13 protein-coding genes are annotated in these 19,860 nt (G+C 37.5%); 5 read left to right on the top strand and 8 right to left on the bottom strand.

What is annotated here, in order from left to right:
* Positions 1-72: 72 nt before the first annotated feature.
* Complete coding sequence (locus tag B9Y81_RS04920) at positions 73-825, top strand: sulfite exporter TauE/SafE family protein (RefSeq protein WP_085535875.1); 753 nt, start codon at positions 73-75, stop codon at positions 823-825.
* Positions 826-838: 13 nt separating this feature from the next.
* On the opposite strand, the gene B9Y81_RS04925 is transcribed toward B9Y81_RS04920, so the two are convergent.
* The 8 genes from B9Y81_RS04925 to B9Y81_RS04960 all read right to left on the bottom strand — a co-directional run bounded on the left by B9Y81_RS04925 (position 839) and on the right by B9Y81_RS04960 (position 14,043).
* On the bottom strand, positions 839-1,357 hold the full coding sequence (locus B9Y81_RS04925; protein ID WP_085535876.1) for a hypothetical protein: 519 nt from the start codon (positions 1,355-1,357) through the stop codon (positions 839-841).
* A gap of 335 nt (positions 1,358-1,692) precedes the next feature.
* Positions 1,693-4,086: a glycoside hydrolase family 3 C-terminal domain-containing protein gene (locus B9Y81_RS04930; protein ID WP_085535877.1), complete on the bottom strand. Its 2,394-nt coding sequence runs from the start codon at positions 4,084-4,086 to the stop codon at positions 1,693-1,695.
* A 52-nt stretch (positions 4,087-4,138) separates the two neighbouring features.
* Positions 4,139-5,581 (bottom strand): hypothetical protein, encoded by a 1,443-nt coding sequence (locus B9Y81_RS04935; RefSeq protein WP_085535878.1) that lies wholly within the window; start codon positions 5,579-5,581, stop codon positions 4,139-4,141.
* A gap of 64 nt (positions 5,582-5,645) precedes the next feature.
* A complete protein-coding gene (locus tag B9Y81_RS04940; RefSeq protein ID WP_085535879.1) occupies positions 5,646-7,106 on the bottom strand; it encodes a hypothetical protein in 1,461 nt (486 codons plus the stop codon).
* Positions 7,107-7,184: 78 nt separating this feature from the next.
* Positions 7,185-8,795, bottom strand: a complete 1,611-nt coding sequence (locus tag B9Y81_RS04945; RefSeq protein WP_176221446.1) for a RagB/SusD family nutrient uptake outer membrane protein — start codon at positions 8,793-8,795, stop codon at positions 7,185-7,187.
* Positions 8,796-8,822: 27 nt separating this feature from the next.
* Positions 8,823-12,221, bottom strand: a complete 3,399-nt coding sequence (locus B9Y81_RS04950) for a TonB-dependent receptor (protein WP_176221447.1) — start codon at positions 12,219-12,221, stop codon at positions 8,823-8,825.
* 258 nt (positions 12,222-12,479) lie between these two features.
* Positions 12,480-13,424, bottom strand: coding sequence for a FecR family protein (locus B9Y81_RS04955; RefSeq protein ID WP_085535882.1), 945 nt, complete (start codon positions 13,422-13,424; stop codon positions 12,480-12,482).
* 67 nt (positions 13,425-13,491) lie between these two features.
* Complete coding sequence (locus tag B9Y81_RS04960; protein WP_085535883.1) at positions 13,492-14,043, bottom strand: RNA polymerase sigma-70 factor; 552 nt, start codon at positions 14,041-14,043, stop codon at positions 13,492-13,494.
* 276 nt (positions 14,044-14,319) lie between these two features.
* Here B9Y81_RS04960 and B9Y81_RS04965 point away from each other — a divergent pair, with 276 nt between their 5' ends.
* The 4 genes from B9Y81_RS04965 to B9Y81_RS04980 all read left to right on the top strand — a co-directional run bounded on the left by B9Y81_RS04965 (position 14,320) and on the right by B9Y81_RS04980 (position 19,711).
* Complete coding sequence (locus B9Y81_RS04965; protein WP_085535884.1) at positions 14,320-15,822, top strand: helicase HerA-like domain-containing protein; 1,503 nt, start codon at positions 14,320-14,322, stop codon at positions 15,820-15,822.
* Between the two features lie 85 nt (positions 15,823-15,907).
* Positions 15,908-16,897, top strand: a complete 990-nt coding sequence (locus B9Y81_RS04970; protein WP_085535885.1) for a TlpA disulfide reductase family protein — start codon at positions 15,908-15,910, stop codon at positions 16,895-16,897.
* 110 nt (positions 16,898-17,007) lie between these two features.
* The gene (locus tag B9Y81_RS04975) at positions 17,008-19,125 is read left to right on the top strand and encodes a KamA family radical SAM protein (RefSeq protein ID WP_085535886.1); all 2,118 of its coding nucleotides are present in this window, start codon (positions 17,008-17,010) and stop codon (positions 19,123-19,125) included.
* A gap of 37 nt (positions 19,126-19,162) precedes the next feature.
* Positions 19,163-19,711 carry a ferredoxin domain-containing protein gene (locus B9Y81_RS04980; RefSeq protein ID WP_085535887.1) on the top strand — a complete coding sequence of 183 codons (549 nt, stop codon included), beginning with the start codon at positions 19,163-19,165 and terminating at the stop codon, positions 19,709-19,711.
* Positions 19,712-19,860 lie beyond the last annotated feature (149 nt).

Below are 19,860 nucleotides of genomic sequence, written 5' to 3' on the forward strand. Positions count from 1 at the left end.
TCTTCGGGAAATTTAAATAGGCTCTAATTCCACTGAAGCGTATATCTTTGTTCCTGATAAAACAGTGATTATATGGATTCTTTTATATGGATGCAGTCGCATGCCGACTGGATGATCTTTTTCATAGCCGCTCTATTTATAGGAATGTCAAAAACAGGCATTCAAGGCGTTAGTCTCATCAGCATACCCTTAATGGCTATGGTTTTCGGAGCCAAACCTTCTACCGGGGTAATTCTGCCTATTCTTTGCTTTGCCGATTTGGTAGCCGTACTTTATTACCGTAGGGTAGCCGAGTGGAAATATATAATAAAACTGATTCCTGCCGCGCTTGTAGGATTTGGTATAGCCTTGTTGGCAGACAAGATCATTCCCCCGGAAGAATTCAAACGCTTAATGGGCGGATGCTTACTCATTGTATTTGTTTTCATGCTCTGGTCTGAATGGAGAGGAAAAGAGAGCACGATGGTTACCAAATGGTGGTATGCCCCTCTGTTTGGGATATTGGGTGGCTTCACCACGATGATAGGCAATGCCGCTGGTCCGGTTTTGGCTATCTACTTTTTATCACTTAAATTACCCAAATATAGTTTTGTGGGAACTAACGCCTGGTTCTTTTTAGTAATAAACTGGCTGAAACTTCCCCTGCAAGCATTTGTATGGGATAATATTTCGACCACCACCTTATTATTGGACCTGTACGCTATTCCCTTGGTTATTATAGGTGCAATTTCCGGAATCGTATTAATCAAAAAGCTCCCTGAAAAAGGCTTTCGATATTTTACAGCAGCAATGACCTTTATCTCTGTTATCATGTTGCTGATATAAAGGTACTATTGTTTCAGAAGCTGAACGTATAGCCTATACTGTAAAATATTTTATCCGAATAAGGTGAATTATCATCCTGAATCACATCATATTGTATCATAGCCGTAACAGGTCCCAAACGCACACCGCCCCCAAGCAGCACAGAAGGCACAAATTCATTGCTTTTCACCTTACCGTTCGGACCATCATAAGATCGCCACATCCGGCTGGCCTCGGGCTGAACACTCAACACCAGGTACTGTATCGGATAAAAACGACCGAACACATTCATCCCAAAATAACTGGATTTATAATCATACGATCTGCTGTCTACATAATAATCATCCTTATGATAAGTATAAGAAACACCCGCTCCCAGCGTAAAATAAGGAGTAAGCCGGTAGCCCACCTGAGGAGACACATTAACAACCGTATAATCACCAAACTGCAAACCAACACCACCACCAATCTCAAGCTTAGACCGATCAAAAGTTTGCGCGTAAGAATTTAAAAAACTCGCACAGAACAATATAGCAACCATTAAGCATCTCATAATCTTCAAATTTTTAAATAAATCTGTCTAAAGATAAGAATTTGGTTGATTATGCAGTGTTATATTCTATGTTTAAATAGTAACAGAGAGGACAGTCAGCAAAACCAAACACTAATATATCTGATGATATACTATGGATAAAACGACACCATCTATTCATCACAACATGATTCGTTGTCTTATTTATAGTCAATATAAAAACTATATCAAACTTTATAATAGTTTTTTTTAACTCAGCAGAGTTCCAGACCCTTTATTGAAAAGGGTTGAAAAAACTATTATAAAGTTTGATATGGTTTTAGAGTACTTATAAAAGCAAATTTCGTTTTTTACAATTAAAATTGAATTCTTATATAATCACTTAAATGAATGTCTTCTGCTGAAGAGCCTACCATTACATCAAACTCCCCGGGCTCAACAACATATTTCATATCATTATTCCATAGTCCTAACTCTTTACAAGGTATAGAGAATTGCACAGTTGTTGTTGTTCCTGGAGCTATGTTAAGTTTACAAAAGCTTTTCAGTTCTTTTATTGGTGTGGTTACAGAACTAATTCTATCATTAATGTACACCTGAACAACCTCCTTCCCTGCTCTCTTACCTATATTTTTCACATTTACCGAAAGTTGTATGCTATCATTTTCCGTTAATGTTCTTTTGTTGATTTTCAATTCTGAATACTCAAACTGAGTATAACTTAGTCCAAATCCAAAGGGAAAAAGCGGTTCAGGTGAAGAAAAAACATAATCTCTGCCCGGGTTTTCCGGTGTACCGGGTTTTTTATAATGTCCCTTAGCAGATGGTTTATAATTATAGAAAACAGGTATATGTCCAACAGATTGTGGTATCGATACTGTCAGTTTACCTGAAGGATTAACTTCTCCAAATAGAATACGCGCTATAGCATTTCCTCCCTCAGAGCCCGGATACCAAGCTTCAAGAATCGCCGGGAGATTTTCTTTTTCCCATGTAATACTATAAGGATTCCCATGTATCATTACTAATGCGACAGGCTTTCCGGTCTTATAAATCTCGCGTATCAAATCAGACTGAACACCGGGTGGATCAAGCTCTGTCCTATCATATCCCTCACCAGTAGTAGGAAAATCTTTCACTTCATTAGATTCTCCCCAACCAGTACCAGCCAATGACATACTACTTCCTCCAATAACAAGGACCACTACATCGCTCTTTTGAGCTGCTTTTATTGCTTCTGCAAAGCCGCTTTTATCAAGTCCAGTGATATTGCACCCTTTTGCATAATGTATAGTCAGTTTGTTCTGTGTTATTCTTTTGATTCCTTCCAAAACAGTTACGCCTGTGGAGTTGTCTTTTGTTATACTATAATCACCGTATTGAACTTGATCGGCATTGGGTCCAATAACTGCAATTGATCGTAAAGACTTTAAATCTAAGGGAAGTAAATTATCATTCTTTAATAAAACAGTAGACTCTTCAGCTATTTCACGACTTAAATTGCGTGATTTTTCTGTATTTATTAGGCTTGAAATATCTTTGGGTGCTTTGTAGGGGTTATCAAATAGACCTGCCTTAAATTTTACTCGTAAAATATTGCCTGCAGCCTCTTCAATCAATGCCTCAATCGCTTTATCTTTTTTCGCAATTTCAATCAGTTGAGAATAAGCATAGTCATGCCCTTCTTGATCTACACCGCTCTTTAGAGCAAGTATTGCTGTTTCAGCCTTATTAGCTGTCACTTTATGTTTATTTTGCAGCATCCAAACCCCTCCATAGTCAGCAAACACATAGCCCTCAAATCCGTATTCGTCTCTCAGGATATCTCGAAGCAGTTCTTTATTCCCATGCACAGGTATACCATTCACCTCGTTATACGCCGGCATAATAGAATATACATTCGATTCTTTAATTGCTTTTTCAAACGGATATAAATGAATGCTCCTGAAATCTCTCGGTCCAACTTCTACAGGAGCAATATTAATACCAGCAGTAGGAACACTGTAGCCTACAAAATGCTTAGCGGTAGCAATTAACTTGTTTTTAGGTATATGATTCTTAGTAATTTCAGGGTCTCCTTGAAGTCCATTAACAAATGCTTTTCCTATTTCAGCAACTAAAAAAGGATCTTCGCCAAAACACTCCTCTACTCTACCATAACGAGGTTCTCTAGCAATATCAAACAAGGGAGCAAAGAATTGGTCACATCCTGTGAGACTAGCTTCATACGCCATGAGATCAGCCATTTTATGAATTAGTTGAGGATTCCATGTACTTCCTTGATTCAATGATTGTGGAAAGATTGTTGCATCATAGGCTAGTTGTCCATGAATCCCACCTAAATCAACCTGAATAGCAGGAATACCCCATCTTGTTTTTTTTCTTAAATATTGGTCAGCAGCTTCAGAATATTTAGCAATCCCTTTTACATCAATAGGCTTGTTTGTTCGTCCATCTGTAATTGGAGGGTCAACGCAACCAATACCCATACCACTAAAAAGTTGTTCTAAAGACTCCTCCGTTATTCGTCCATATTCATCCTCTTTTAAGTCCTGAAGGGTAACCTTTAACATTTGACCAACTTTCTCCTCAACACTCATACGTTGCAGAAGATCTTTTACACGTTCTTCTGTATTCAGTTTTTTATTCATATAAGGAAGCCCCTGTGCATGAACGTTCATCTGATTAAACAATAAAGCCATTAGGCAAATTAATATACTAACAATTATATTTTTCATTTTCTTTTCCATTCATTGAATTTCATATCTAAAAAACTGTTTTTCAGATATATATCTTCTATTATTATTTTATTATTGAATCAATCATATCCAATGTCTCCTCTACCAGAATTTGTCCTCCGTCAGAGCCGACAAGATTACTTTGAATTATTGCAGAATAGCCTTTCCCTGCCTCTGCTTTTGCTGTTGGTAGATAAGCACCGGCTCCATTAGCTAATTGAACCAACATAGTAAGTACAGCTCTACTCTGGGCTTTGATACGCACTCCATAATCTACAAATAGCTCAAAAGGATTAGAAGCCATTATCACCTCACCAAGCCTCAACACATTTACTCGAGCAGAATAAAAGGGAATAGAGTTCTGCGTATTGTAACGATTCACAATTTCTTGATGCCAAAAAGCGTTATCGGGCTCTTCTTCACTAAGCATAGCCGAATTTGCGGCCTCTCTTCTCGTTATTCGTTTGACTGGCAATGCTATATCATTATAGATGTGACGAAATACTAATTCTCTTTTAATATCACCTTGGACATAAGGAAATACATCCTCAACAGCTCTTGCAATACGCTTTCCTATCTCTTGTCTTCTGGTAATTCCTTTTCTTTTGAGCATTATCTCTTCTGCTTTTTTACGCCAGATCAAATGAGGAGAAATATCTCCTGCAGCTGCTACTTGAGGTAGTATATATACATTTTCACCGAATTTCTTACGTAATTCAGTTCTTGCTTCATGCCAAAAGTCAGCAGAAACTTGAGAGATACTTTCTGTCTCTTGTGCAGGACAAGCAATGTTTATTACAATTCCCGTAAGTTTTTTCTTTATATCCCAGAAGAATAGCATTTCCATACCGTTATCTTCGTGTCCTTCAATATGAGAAAAGTCTTCTCTATTGGTTTTACCATACATAACAGTAGTCCCTGTCCCAAACATACTGGGAATAGGGTCTGAATACACTGTCCTCCGATTATATCCAACGACAGCCTGTCCTAACCCCCAACTCATACCCGCATCCGTTCTATTCTCCCAGGCTTCAGCAGCAGCAATAGCAATTTGCTCTACTACAAAATTTCTATAATCATTTGGCTGAATAGCTTCAGGAGGAATAGCATAATTTTGCTTCATCACAACTGGTGCAGTATGTGTATGGGTTACGTTGATTATCACTTTATTTAAATTAAAATCAGGAAGTTTTTCTCTTACTCCTTCTTTTATTTGTTTCTCAAACCCATCTCTTAAATCAACTAAGTCTACAGATATCAACAAAGCACTTTCGATACTTTTATCAATATCTCTTGTTTCAATAGCAAGAGCAGTACAAGTCACCGAATCCATTATATTATAACTAATTCTGGTTTGAAACTGACCTGCTAATGCGACAGGGCTGTCCGGAGTAATACTTTTAGAGGACCACCCCACATATAGTTTATGTGCGTTTTGTTTTTCTATCTGAGAAAAACTTAACTGAACAAAAACCAGAAATAACAGGGTAATAGATACTTTTTGCATAATAACTTTAACTTTTAAGCATTTAATCACAAAATGAATATATCACACTATCCAATAAAATCGATTACCAACAACTATTGATTAAATCAATCGTTTTTTTGGTCAAAAGTTTTCCTCCATCTTCACCCACATGGTCACTTTCAGAAACAGCACTATAGCCTCCTCCTTTAATTGCTTTACTCGTTGGCAAGTAGGTTCCTGCTCCAGCAAGCTGAACAACAAATGTCTGCAAAGCACAACTCTGAGCCTGAATTTGTATGCTATAATCTGTGAATAATTCAAACTGATTAGTACAAACAGCTATATCTCCAATACGCAAAACATGTACTTCTGTCTTATGTTTCAATTCAGGATTTTCACTCAGTTTTTCATAACGTTCCATCAATCCTTTGTGCCAGACAGCCTTTGCCATAAAATCATTTACTGCAGAAGCTTTTTGGGCAATTTCATCCATGGAAATCAAATATTGTTTTTTAGCCTCTAAAAACTCTTGTTCAGAAATTGGTCTCATAGGTAAATCAATAACTTCAACCTTATGAACAAAAATTGGATTGTCACATTGTTCTTTACAAACAACATTATACATTTCATTTATTGCATAGACAATACGTCTAGCAATATCTTCCATCGTTGAAACTTCTCGGAGCTGATTCATCCGCTCATAGGCTCTTTTTCTATACATTCTATGAGGAGCAACATCGCCAGATGCCCCATTCCAAGATAAGAGAACTATATCCTCACCATATATCTTCTTTAAGTTTTCCCTAACCGGATGCCAATAATCCGCATTGATAGCAACCCTTGACTCAACCTCCTGAGCAGGGCAAGCAACCTCAACAGCTATAGCAAAAAGATTACTAGCATTATCAAAGAAAAATAAAGCATTAATATCATGATCTTCATATCCTTCAATATTTATAAAATCTGAATTATTCATTTTTCCATAAAGAATAGCCGATCCATCATTATACACGGAGCGTCTATTGTAACCAATTGCCATTCTTTCCATCCCCCAAGCAATACTTCCTTTTTCTCTTGCACTCCACGCTTTAACAATTCCATCAGTAATTTGTGTCACAAGAAAAGTAGTATAATCTTTAATTTGTGTCACTCCTTTTTGAGGTATTGGATACATAAAAGAATATTCTCCTGGTACACTTTCAAGCACCGGAGCAGTATGAGTATGCGTTGCATTCATTACAATCTTTAAAGTATCTAACATAGGGAGTTGTTCATTAACAGCCCTACGCACGCTCGTTATCAAGCTATTAGGAACATACAACAAATCACATGACACAAAAATAGCAGTCTCTTGTAATTTATCTTTGTCTCTGCTTTCTATAGCTATTATATTTGCAGTTAGCGGCGTTTCTATTGTATTTGCTATTCGCATTGGAAACTGCCCCATTAATGCAATGGGGAGTTCTGGTGTTATATCTACAGAAGCTTTACCAATATAAATATCAGCAGCTATAATTTGGCAGAATAACGTCTCTATTAATAATAAATACCAAAATTTCAACATTCCATTCTGATTTAAGAAAATAACTTTTTGTTTTTTAGATTGATAAATTAAATATTCCTTTATTGAATTCCTTATAATTTACCATTTTGGATTTTGATGAATAGTTCCCTCGCTTAGAGAAATATCTCTTACTGGTATAGGATATAAATAATCTCTTTCAGGGTCAAATTTTCTTGAAGATGAGTCTTGAACTAAAATATATCCATCATTAGTAACATTGACTGATCCAGTATATATATCTTCAAAAAAAGTAACTCCAATTAACCTTTTACTTAACACATTTTCTGCTATTTTCCAACGTATAATATCATCATACCGGAATCCTTCTTGGGCTAATTCCACGCTACGCTCACGACGTATCTCAGTACGCATGTCTAAGCTATTGGAAGAAACGAATAGGTTCGAAATACGCGGCATTGAAACTCTGTCTCTAAGTAAGTTTATAGATTTATCTAAGTCATCGTCTGAAATCATATTATCTTTTTCAAAAACAGCTTCTGCATAATTTAACAGGATTTCCGCATAACGAATTAATGCAATATCTACGAAAGATTGTCTACTTGACCAATCGGCCACTATACTATACTTTTTGGGTGAAAATCTAGTTCGGATTGCCGGCAAATTCCAAATATAAGATGAAGGGCTTCCAAAAGGCTCTCCTTCCGTGAATATAGTAGCTTGCATTCTCGGATCTTTATTTTTAAAAATTGACCAAGGTGTTTTTTCTGGCCATTCGGCTAAAAGTGATTTATCAAAAGGTAGTCCATCAGTGCATAAATATTGTTCAATCATCGCTCTAGTTACAGATGCATATCCATTTTCTAATTCTCTACCTATATTATGGCTTCTTATGCTATTAACAAGATTTTGTCCATAAACGATAGCTAAAATATTTTCTTTATTTGTAAACCCTTCGCCATCTAATTGAAACAAATGATAATATGACATATCATTATATAAAGAATGACCTTCTGCCATAACAGCCTCGGAAGCATTTATTGACAATTGCAAATGTGTTGCAGATTCACCCCAATGATGAAATTTCTGATGAGTCCCCACGTACAATGCTACTCGAGATTTTAATGCCAATGATGCACTTTTAGAGATCCTCCCATACTCTGTTTGTCCTAATTGCTGAAAAGAAGGTAAATTTTCCGTTGAAAAATCGAGATCATCATATATTTGTTGAATAACGACCTCACGATCTTTACGTCCATCTGTAAATTCAGGATCTTTGACATCCAGAACTCGTAAAACGAGAGGAACATCTCCATATTTTTTAACAAGCTGGAAATAGGCATATGCTCTCCAAAACCGAGCTTCAGCCTGCCAACGGTTAATACCCTCGAACTGGACAAGATTACTCTTTTCAATAATTTTATTTGCTGTAAAGATCATCTCATAAGGCTTGCTCCAATCTGAAGAGGTAGAAGGTACAACCCGACTTCCGTCACTTATATTATTTAACACATTACCCGTTGCATAATCCGACCGATTATCATCATATATAATGTCATTGGCATTAACTAATGATTGAAATTGATTACAGGCCATTCTAAAATTTGCCTCATTCTGCCAAAAATTCACATCAGAGAGATTTGTTTCAGGGAATCTATCCAAGCTCAAATCGCAAGACGTAAGCATTAATACACTGAAAAATGTAATAATTAAGAATTTTATTTTTTTCATATTAAACATCCTTTTTAAATCTTGATTTTAAAATGTTATATTCAAACCCGCTTGAAAAACTCTGGAAAAAGGATAAGTAACCCCAGCATTATTTGGGAGTTCAGGGTCAATAAAAGAAAAGACATTCGTCAATTCAAATACATCTTGTCCAGACATAAACACCCTAACCTTCCGTAATGAAACACGCTCTGTTAATGATTGGGGCAATGTGTATCCTAATTCTATATTCTTCAGCCTAATATAAGCAGCATCTTGAATCCAGTAGTCTGAAGCCCAATAGCTATGAGTACTACCTAAATATGGACGTGGCCAAAATGCATTCCTGTTTTCTGTTGTCCAATAGTCTAATTGCTCAGCATATGGCATACGTACTTCACTAAACATAGGCTGAAGATCTACCGTATTTAACAATATCTTACGTTTTGCAACACCTTGAAAAAAACAGCTGAAACTAAAGCCATTCCATTCGAAGCCTAAATCTAACCCAAACATATATCGTGGATTAGTATCACCCAATTTGACCATATCTCCATGGTCTTTTAAAGTGCCTTCTCCCATGCTTATTTTTTCATCTCCATCCAAATCAACATATTTCATATCACCTTGACCAGTTCTTGGATTAATAAACACTCCGTAATCTTTATATTCCTGATCGCTTTGAAATAATCCGTCTGTTTTGTATCCCCAAATTGTATTTAAAGGCATTCCTTCAAGTAGAGCTACTTGGCCTAAGGTTACTACATTCTTTCCGCTATATTTAACTAATTTATTTGTATTATCTGAGAGTTGAGCGGACACCCAATATTTAAAGGGTTTAGACATATCTTTCCAAGTAAGATTTATTTCCCAACCATTAGTTTTAAGTTCACCAATATTGAATGTAGGCAATCCAACACCAATTATAGATTGAACTTCCATATTGGCTAACATATCTTTGTTTCTTTTTATATAATATTCACCAGTAAGACTTAGGCGGTTGTTTAGAAACCAAGTATCTATTCCAATATTCGTTGTTTCTATAGTTTCCCATGTTTTCTCAGGAGAAGCTAACTGAGATTGGTACACACGAGTATTCCGAGCATTATTGAACGGAATGTTACTTCCTGCATTTAACATTCCTATATAATCATAATAACCTAATGCATCTGAATTCCCTAATTGCCCCCATGAAGCACGAAGTTTTAAATTGCTAATTATATTATTTTCAGGAAAAAAACTCTCATTACTAACGATCCAACCAGCAGACAATGAAGGAAATAACTGCCAACGACTTTGAGGAGCAAGTCGAGAGCTACCATCATATCTTAAATTAGACTCAAATAGATATTTATCATTAAAACTATAATTGAGTCGTGCAAAATACCCCATAGTTGAAGCAGAGGTAACTCCATCAGAAACAGTTGCTGTTTGAGGATCACCCCAGTTGAGACTAAACAACTCATTAGTTACAAGATTACTAATTCCTGCAGACAAATTATCATGTCGAAAATCCTCAAAGGAATACCCTCCCAAAACGGTAAAGTTATGCTTCTCTAAAAATTTTAAATTGTAAGTTGCAAAAGCCTGAAATGAAGTGTAATGACTAAAGTTTGAGAACTTATGCATACTATTTGTGGGATTGAAAACAATTGGGATACCAGCAGCTCCTGTGTAAGTTAAGGTCTTCACATGTCTATCACCTTGATTTATTCCCATTCGCTTAGCACCAATCAAATTGATCTCTAAACCGGGAAAAACATCTTCTATTTTCAAATTTACACTTCCTTCAAATTGATAGTTTTTCCTTGTATCTTTCCCCTCTTCTTTTTCTATTTGAATAATGCTTGGCCATATTCCATTTGAAGCGTGATATTCTCCATTTGGACGATAGGGTTCTTCCCATCCCCAAAATTTATAAGCCAAAAGAATTATTTCATCAACACCTCTTGCCGGTTGGTATATATTATTATTGGTAAATGCAAGCACAGAATTAAGAGATATTTTATCTGTAAACTTATTTTGAAGATTAAGTCTTAAATTATATCGTTCTTCTGAATCCGGACCGTATCTTAAAATACCTCTGCGATTATAGTATCCAGCAGACATATAATAAGAGTTTTTTTCATTACCTCCTTTGGCGGAAAGATTATGTGTCTGCGTAGTATTTGTTTTTTTTAAAGCAACTTTAATCTGATCAACATCACTATATGACAGCCAAACATTAGGTCTTGTCGGATCAATGACAAATCTTTCTCCCGGGAAAAAATCGGATGGTCGTACTCCGGAACGAATACCTATCTCATCAATAACATCCAATTTTTCTCCTCGCATCCAAGCATATTTCGTTTCTCCCCAGTAGATTGTTCCTGCACTGTTTAATAGTGATTCATCGTAGTATTTGGCCTCATCCCAGCTTTTCATGCGTGTTGGCATTCTCGACGCTTGAGTGACACCAAAACTGCCTGAATAAGATATTTCCACTTTGTCATTCTTCCCTTTTTTGGTAGTTATTAACATTACACCTCCTGCTGCATTTGAACCATAAATAGCCGCAGCAGCTGCATCTTTCAACACAGATATACTCTCTATATCATTAGGGTTAAGCTCATTAAGAGATCCTCTTACGCCATCAACCATAACCAATACACCTACATTATTTATAGAAGAAGCCCCTCTAATCTGAACATTGTAATTTTCCCCCCCTGGCTTACCGCTACCACGTGTTACACCAACACCGGGAATTACTCCTTGAAGCGCCGCTAAAGGTGTGGACATTGATTTGTTCTCAAATACATCTTGTGAGACGGTGGAGACGGCACCAGTAAGATTGGCTTTTTTCTGAACTCCATATCCTACCACAACAACCTCTTCTAACGCTTGTGTATTTTCTTGTAAAAGAACATTAACTGTTGTTTTTCCTGCAGTATTAATATTTTGCTCCAAATAACCAATATATGATACAAGAAGTATCGCCTTGTCTTCTACTTGTAATGAGAATTTGCCATCCATATCAGTTATTGTACCATTAGTAGTTCCTTTCTCAACAACATTAGCTCCAATAATAGGTTCTCCTTTTTGATCCGTAATCGCACCCGTTACTTTTTTAGGGGTTTGTTGATCTATTTTGTTTTTTTCAGAAAGCAAACTTCGTTTAATTAGTGTAATGTTTTTACCCACTAATTTGTATTCCACTTCTGTTTCAGCGAATATTTTATTTAAAACATCAAAGATGGGTTCATCTACAACATTTAGAAGAATTGATCGGTTTACATTTACTTCGTTCTTATTATATACGAACAAGTAATCTGTCTGTTCTTCTATTTCACGAATCACTTCCCGGACAGATAGGTTATCCGCATATATAGATACCTTCGTGTTTTGCGAACTTGCTTCTGTCGCAAAAAGAGCGTAAACACAGGTAAACAAGACTATAACAGTGACCTTCATAATACGAAATATGTGTTTAATTTCGGGTATAGATTGTTTGCACAAAATATAATTCATAATTTTGCTTGTAATTTTGTTAGTACTTCGATAAATATTCCTTGGTCGGGGTTCTAACCCATAACCGGTAAGCGTTGGAGCGCTTGCCGGTTTTCATTTTCTTCTATGTTTCTATCATAAGGTTATTAGAATTAAAAGGTTAACAATATTTTATAAGACACTCTTCATTGTAAGTCTAATGCGGAAATGTTATGGTTCAAATTAATTAATAGTGACCAGATTTTTCTCGTCATCTTTCTTGTAATCAAACTGATGAGTAAGTTTCAAAACATCCAAAATATGATTTAGTCCATCTCTTGTCCTGAATTTACCTGTACAAACCTGTTTGTTCTGTAAAATAGCTTTACTATTTACTTGAATATTTACATCAAAGTATAGTTCCAGCTTTTGCAAAACTTCTATCAGAGGTTCGTCAAAGTTTAAAATGCCTTTACGCCAAAGAAAATAATCAGCATGTTGTATAGGAACAACTGATAGTTTATTGTTAATACGTACAGCTTGTTTATTGGGTATAAGAGATATGATCTCGTTTGTTACATGATCTGAAACTTCGATCTTACCTGTTAGCAAGGCTGTTTCAAAGTGTGGTGTTTGTTTGTAGGCCTTTACATTAAAAGAAGTACCTAATGCTTTAATATCATAATTGGCAGTAGAAACGATAAAAGGTCTGTCAGGATTTGTCTTTACTTCAAAAAAACCTTCTCCATCCAAATAGATTTGCCGTTTTCCATCAACGAAATGAGAAGGAAATCTCAATGTACTACCAGCATTCAACCAAACTTGAGAACCATCAGCTAAGGTTAGCTGGGCATTTTGTCCCGGTGGAACATGCATAGTCTGCATAACCACATCATCTTGTATTTTAGTAGACAACGGATTTATCCAGTTATGCAACGCAAATCCTAAAATAAAGACTGCAGCTATTTTCATAAATTCCATCCATATGTCTTTTCTCTTCAGTCTATTGGGGCGGGACTCCATACTAATCTCCGGACTCTTTTGCCAGTAACTTATTTCGTACAAACGACACATTTGCTGATAATATTTCAGGTTTTCCACATCAGCATCCAACCACTCCGTAATCAAACGGGATTGTTCATCGGTTATGCGTCCTTCAAAATATAATTGTAATAAATTATCATCCATTTATTTTCCGTTTTACATATATAAGACGACAGCAAAAGAAAGTTCACTAGTCGTAAACGTATCTTTTTTAATGTAAAAACAAAAAATAAAATAAAGGCAGGTAATCTTTCAGAGAAATCCGCAATGCTTTCAGCACTTTTGCTATATGATAATCAACACCTTTAACAGTAATCCCTAAAGACTCCGCAATCTCTTTCCCTGACTTCTGCTCAAAACGACTCAGCATGAAAACTTTTCGGGTTTGAGCAGGAAATTCATTTAACGTACGAGTAATGATCGTTTGTATTTCTTTTGAAAAAATATCATCCGGATTACATCCTTCAAGTGTAGATATACGAATAGACAGTTCTCGTTGCTGCCACTTCGCCATTGCTTCAAAAGCTTCGTCTGTTCGAATCTGTTTTTTCAGGTAGTCTAACGATTTGTACTTAAGTATTGTCAATAATAAAGCTAAGGGTTTCTCAACAGGTTCTTTTTTCATAGTCTCCCATAACTTGATCAAAGATTCTGCTGCTATGTCTTCAGCAACCTGATCATTACGCACGTACATCCAAGAAAAACGATATGCTTTCTGATAGTATCGTACATATATACCATTAAACTGTTCAACTTGTGGCATTTGGGATATTTTAGTATTTGTGCAAAACTTACAAAAACTTAATTAATATCATGTTTTATAAAATTCTCATCATAACAAAGGTATATATCTTTTTGAACTTATCAATTCGAAAGAGTAACTTAATATATCATTCAGGCAGGCTTTTGTTTGATTCAAAAAGCAGATCAAATGATTAAAACAGACTTCCATTCTTCCCTCGCCATACGCTTTTAGTAAGCGAGGGGTAGAGGCTATGCTTTTTTTTACTATTATTGCATCAAGCTAAACTCTAAGATTATGTTTGATCAGGACAAAAGGGCATTTATTGCGATAGCCGAAAGTAAAGAAGTATGTCTTCTGCCGAAAATGGCCAACCGACATGGGTTAATAACAGGAGCAACAGGTACCGGAAAAACTGTTACGCTTCAAACAATGGCTGAAACATTCAGTCAAATGGGAGTTCCCGTTTTTGCGGCAGATATCAAAGGTGATCTTTCCGGTGTTGCAAAGGTTGGAGGTAATAAAGAAAGTGTTACCAAACGTGTTGATTTGTACGGTCTGAAAGAGAAGGGCTTCGATTTTCAGGCATTCCCGGTTCAGTTTTGGGATGTGTTTGGCGAACAAGGTGTAAATATTCGTGCCAGCGTTACAGAAATGGGTCCGATTCTGATTAGTAGACTTTTGTCTTTGAACGATACCCAAAGTGCCGTACTTACGCTGATTTTTAAAATTGCCAAAGATGAGTCACTTGCGCTGATCGACTTGAAAGACTTGCAGAAAATGCTGGAATATGTGGGTAACAACAACGCGAAATTCACCACCAACTACGGAAATATATCTGCGGCCAGTATCGGAGCTATTCAAAGAGGCTTATTACAATTAGAGCATGAAGGTGCCGGAGCTTTTTTCGGCGAACCGGGATTAAACTTAGATGATTTCCTGCAAACAGATGGCTCCAAAGGGGTTATCAATATTCTGGCTGCTGATAAATTAATGAATTCGCCACGCGTTTACAGCACCTTCCTTCTTTGGATGTTAACCCGTTTATTTGAAACATTGCCGGAAGTAGGTGATATGGAGAAGCCTAAGCTCGTTTTTTTCTTTGATGAAGCGCATTTATTATTCAGTGATTCTCCCAAAGCTCTAATCGAAAAAATAGAACAAGTTGTACGCCTGATTCGATCTAAAGGGGTAGGTGTTTATTTCATTTCTCAAAACCCTTCAGATATTCCAGATTCAATCCTCGGTCAATTAGGAAACCGCGTTCAACACGCATTACGCGCCTACACACCTAAAGATCAAAAAGCCGTCAAAACAGCCGCACAGACATTTCGTCCTAACCCGGCATTCGACACGGAAACAGCCATTACAGAATTAGGTACAGGAGAAGCATTGACCTCTTTCCTCGATGGAAAAGGAGCTCCTCAGCCTGTAGAACGTGCGTTTGTACTCCCGCCTCAATCCCAAATAGGACCAATCACTGCGGAGGAACGAAGCAAGATAACGACCACCTCCCTACTCTATCGTCATTATTCAGAAACCATTGACAGAGAATCGGCCTACGAAATACTTCTTGAACGCCTGAACAACATTCAGCAAGAAAAAGACGCCGCTGCACAGGCGAAAGCGGATGAGAAAACGCGAAAGGAACAGGCAAAAGTACAGAAGGCTCAAGAGAAAGCGGACGCTCAAGCCTCAAAAGCCAAGAAAAAATTCTGGGGAGCTTTGGCTACATCAGTCTTACTACCCGTTGCCCGCACAGCAATTAACGCGTTAATAAAAGGGGGAAAGAAGAAGTAATTGTATAGTATACCATACCCATGGTATTGTACGTATCGGAAAAGCATTCTATTTTTGTACAAAATCATTTAAACAGGTTGAAAATATGGGCATTAAGAATGTAACAGCTTTACTTTTGGCTGGCGTCGCTTTGGTATCGTGCGGTAAACAAAACAACCTTTCTATTGAAGGTGTATTAGTGGACTCGCCTGCAGAAAAGGTTTATCTGCAAAAATTTAATAACAAGCAGTTTCTCTCGATAGATTCTGCTGTAGTAAAAGATGGTAAATTCAGTTTTTCAAAGCAAGTTGAGATTCCGGAAATATACGGGCTTTCTCTTGATCCTGCTAAATCGTCTTTTTTATTGTTCCTTGATGGAAATCCGGTGACAATCCAACTTGATTCCGCAAAATGGTATGGAAATACAACAGTCAGCGGTTCCGCTTTGCATGACAAATTTGCCGCTTACAAACAATTGGAAGAGGTGAAAATTGACGAGTTTATTAAAGCGGATCCGGCTTCGTTAGTGTCGGCTTATGTACTTTACCGCGACTTTTCATATCGTTTGTCTCCGGAGGAAATCAAAGCAAATGTTGCTTTATTAGACACATCGTTACTGAAAACACCCTATGTAGCCGTGTTACAAGACCTTGTTGCTAAATTAGAAAAACTAAGCCCGGGAAATAAAGCTCCGGATTTTTCATCAACCGATCTTCAGGGAAATACGGTAAAACTTTCTGATCACTTTGGAAAGAGTTATATCCTCCTCGATTTTTGGGCTTCATGGTGTGGTCCGTGTCGACGTGAAAACCCGAATATTGTTGCTGCCTACAACGAATTCAAGGATAAAGGATTTGATATTTTCGCTGTTTCTTTAGACAGAGACAAGAGTGCCTGGGAAAAAGCAGTCGAAAAAGACAACTTAACATGGACACATGTTTCTGATCTGAAACTCTGGGATAGTGAGGCGGCAAACCTCTATGGTGTTCGTGCTATTCCGGCAAATTACTTATTGGATTCTGAGGGTAAAATCGTTGGAAAGAATCTGCGTGGAGAGGATTTGCTGAGCACACTAAAAGATTTATATGGGAAGTAATTAACCATCACCAGCTTTGATCTTCTTAGGATATAAGTATTTATTTTAGTATATTTGTTGGGTTTACTCGCTTACTATAACTCGAAACATTCAAATAAAACATATTGCTTATGACTAAAAGAAAGAAGCTGGACCTATCTATCACTGAACTACAAAACAAGTATAAACAAGATTTCCCTCAATTATGCGAGATTGCGGAATCCTGCTCGGATGAAGCACAATTTAAAAAGCATCTGCACACTCTTATTTTAACAAAAAAACAAGAAAAGAATTGCACTTTTAGTGATGAGGCGGGCACAAGAATTCTTCTTTTAATACAAAATGACAACACGATTGTAGATGAGCTATCCACCGGACAGCAATTAAATATTAAGACTATAACCTATTTATGGAGATTCCTGAAGGGTATTGTTGAAGCATCTACCCTAACGGATCTTTATCTTGATCTTTATTATCAATTTAAACTTTTATTTTATCCGGAACTTAATACGCCTGATGCGGATATGGTTAAACGGTATATGAATCGTTGGCCTGATGGATCAGATCCTGTTGTTTTGCGTATCAGAAACGAAAACAAACGGTTTATTATTGATAAGCTGATAAAGAAGATTGAAAACAGAACAACTTCCGGTTCAAAATATGTATTCACCGCCAATATGTCTCGTGAGGAAAAGACATCCTTAGTTGAACGTTGGTGGCAAACCAGCCGTTTTCATTTGGCTATGGCCATAAAAAGTCCGACTGAGCTGAACGCGTTCCTGAACAATTCGTTATCTCCGGAAACAATCGAACGCTTGACAAGGGCAAAGAAAAAGAAAATGCCGTTTTTTATCACACCCTATTATCTTTCTCTTTTAAATCCGGGTAAAGAAGGATACGATGACGAAGCAATTCGTTCGTATATACTATATTCTGAAGAGCTTATTGAAACCTACGGAAATATACGTGCCTGGGAAAAAGAAGATATTGTGGTAGGTGGAGAACCGAATGCCGCCGGTTGGTTATTGCCGGGCGGTCATAACATTCACCGCCGCTATCCGGAAGTAGCGATCCTTATTCCGGATTCTATGGGACGGGCCTGCGGAGGTTTATGCGCCTCTTGCCAACGTATGTATGACTTCCAGAGTGAACGCCTCAACTTCAACTTTGACGAATTAAAACCGAAAGAAACATGGGATAAAAAGTTACGTCGGTTAATGGGTTATTTCGAACAAGACACACAATTAAGGGATATACTGATCACCGGTGGAGATGCTTTTATGAGTCAGAATGCTACGCTACGCAAAATCTTAGACGCAGTGTTTGTCATGGCTAAACGAAAGCAAAAAGCAAACGAACTACGACCGGATGGTGAAAAATATGCGGAATTACAGCGTGTTAGGTTAGGTTCGAGATTACTCGCTTATCTTCCTCAGCGGATTACGCCAGAATTGACAGATATCCTCCGCGAGTTTAAAAAGAAAGCTTCCACAATCGGAGTTTCCCAATTCTACATACAAACGCATTTTCAATCTCCCCTGGAGGTTACTCCTGAAGCCAAACAGGCTATAGAAGCCATTTTGGCAGCCGGATGGACTATTACCAATCAGTTGGTTTATACGGTAGCGGCTTCACGTCGCGGACACACGGCTCGTTTGCGTGAGGTACTGAACAGCCTTGGAGTTGTATGCTACTATACTTTTTCCGTGAAGGGATTTCTTGAAAATTACGCTGTGTTTACACCTAACAGCCGTTCTCTACAGGAAACGTATGAAGAAAAAACCTTGGGCTATCTTACTCCGGAACAGAATGAGGAGTTGGATGCTTTGATCAGATCGGATCAGCCTACAAATAAGCTTTTACCACTCTTTTTGAAGAAGCATAAGCTGCCTTTCGCAGGTACGGATCGAAATGTTCTTAACCTGCCGGCAATCGGTAAAAGCATGACGTTTAAATTGGTAGGGATAACGGCCGAAGGAAAACGCATCCTTAAGTTTGACCACGATGGAAACAGAAAGCACAGTCCGATTATCGATAAAATGGGCGAAGTTTATATTGTAGAAAACAAATCGATCGCCGCCTACCTGTCCAAACTGGAAAATATGGGAGAAAAAATCGAAGAATACAGTTCGATCTGGCATTATGGTGAAGGGGTTACAGAAGCCCGATTCAGCATTTACGACTACCCGGCTTACGATTACAAACTAACGGAAAAGATGAGCAACTTACAGCTTTCTACTGATAATTAATCTATCTTTGAACGTTATTCGTATAAACCTATTTAATATGATACTGAACGAAAGAGAAGTACGACGGGACACCGTGTTAGACGCAGCCCGTCAAATCATGTTATCAGCCCGTACCGCTCCAAAAGGTAAAGGGATAGATATCATTGAGATCGCAACAGTTACAGACAATAAAATCAAAGAGCTATCAGCTGAAATGTATCGCTTATCTGAGGAAACGGGAATGAAATTTCTGATGCGCGATGCCGATAATATTTTAAGCGCTGAAGCAGTTATTCTGTTAGGCACCGCACAAAAAACACAAAGTCTGAATTGCGCTTACTGTGGATATGCCACCTGCTTAGCTAAACCTGAAGCTGTGCCTTGTGCTATTAACACGATAGACTTAGGGATTGCTATTGGTTCCGCTTGCGCAAAAGCATCAGACCTACGCGTAGACACTCGCGTGATGTTCAGTGCCGGTCTTGCGGCCGAACGATTAGGTTTTCTGGGAGAAAAATCAAAATGCATTATCGCAATTCCGTTGAGTGCCTCATCAAAAAACCCGTTCTTTGATCGCAAACCCAAAACACCACCGGTAGTGCCCTGAAACAACAAGATATTATATTCATAGTTAAAGCCTCGGAAGATTATTTCTTTCGAGGCTTTATGTTTTCCGCCGGGCAACACCTACACCTCATTTTTAAGTTAAAAACAGGTCTTAAATTCCCTTTTTTTAGCACGCTTGCATATCGCTGA

This window comes from Massilibacteroides vaginae, from assembly GCF_900178525.1.
Lineage (GTDB): Bacteria > Bacteroidota > Bacteroidia > Bacteroidales > Tannerellaceae > Massilibacteroides > Massilibacteroides vaginae.

Coding starts and splice junctions, on each gene's coding strand:
- B9Y81_RS04920 (WP_085535875.1), top strand. CDS start 73: ATGGATTCTTTTATATGGATGCAGTCGCATGCCGACTGGATGATCTTT.
- B9Y81_RS04925 (WP_085535876.1), bottom strand. CDS start 1,357: ATGAGATGCTTAATGGTTGCTATATTGTTCTGTGCGAGTTTTTTAAAT.
- B9Y81_RS04930 (WP_085535877.1), bottom strand. CDS start 4,086: ATGGAAAAGAAAATGAAAAATATAATTGTTAGTATATTAATTTGCCTA.
- B9Y81_RS04935 (WP_085535878.1), bottom strand. CDS start 5,581: ATGCAAAAAGTATCTATTACCCTGTTATTTCTGGTTTTTGTTCAGTTA.
- B9Y81_RS04940 (WP_085535879.1), bottom strand. CDS start 7,106: ATGTTGAAATTTTGGTATTTATTATTAATAGAGACGTTATTCTGCCAA.
- B9Y81_RS04945 (WP_176221446.1), bottom strand. CDS start 8,795: ATGAAAAAAATAAAATTCTTAATTATTACATTTTTCAGTGTATTAATG.
- B9Y81_RS04950 (WP_176221447.1), bottom strand. CDS start 12,221: ATGAAGGTCACTGTTATAGTCTTGTTTACCTGTGTTTACGCTCTTTTT.
- B9Y81_RS04955 (WP_085535882.1), bottom strand. CDS start 13,424: ATGGATGATAATTTATTACAATTATATTTTGAAGGACGCATAACCGAT.
- B9Y81_RS04960 (WP_085535883.1), bottom strand. CDS start 14,043: ATGCCACAAGTTGAACAGTTTAATGGTATATATGTACGATACTATCAG.
- B9Y81_RS04965 (WP_085535884.1), top strand. CDS start 14,320: ATGTTTGATCAGGACAAAAGGGCATTTATTGCGATAGCCGAAAGTAAA.
- B9Y81_RS04970 (WP_085535885.1), top strand. CDS start 15,908: ATGGGCATTAAGAATGTAACAGCTTTACTTTTGGCTGGCGTCGCTTTG.
- B9Y81_RS04975 (WP_085535886.1), top strand. CDS start 17,008: ATGACTAAAAGAAAGAAGCTGGACCTATCTATCACTGAACTACAAAAC.
- B9Y81_RS04980 (WP_085535887.1), top strand. CDS start 19,163: ATGATACTGAACGAAAGAGAAGTACGACGGGACACCGTGTTAGACGCA.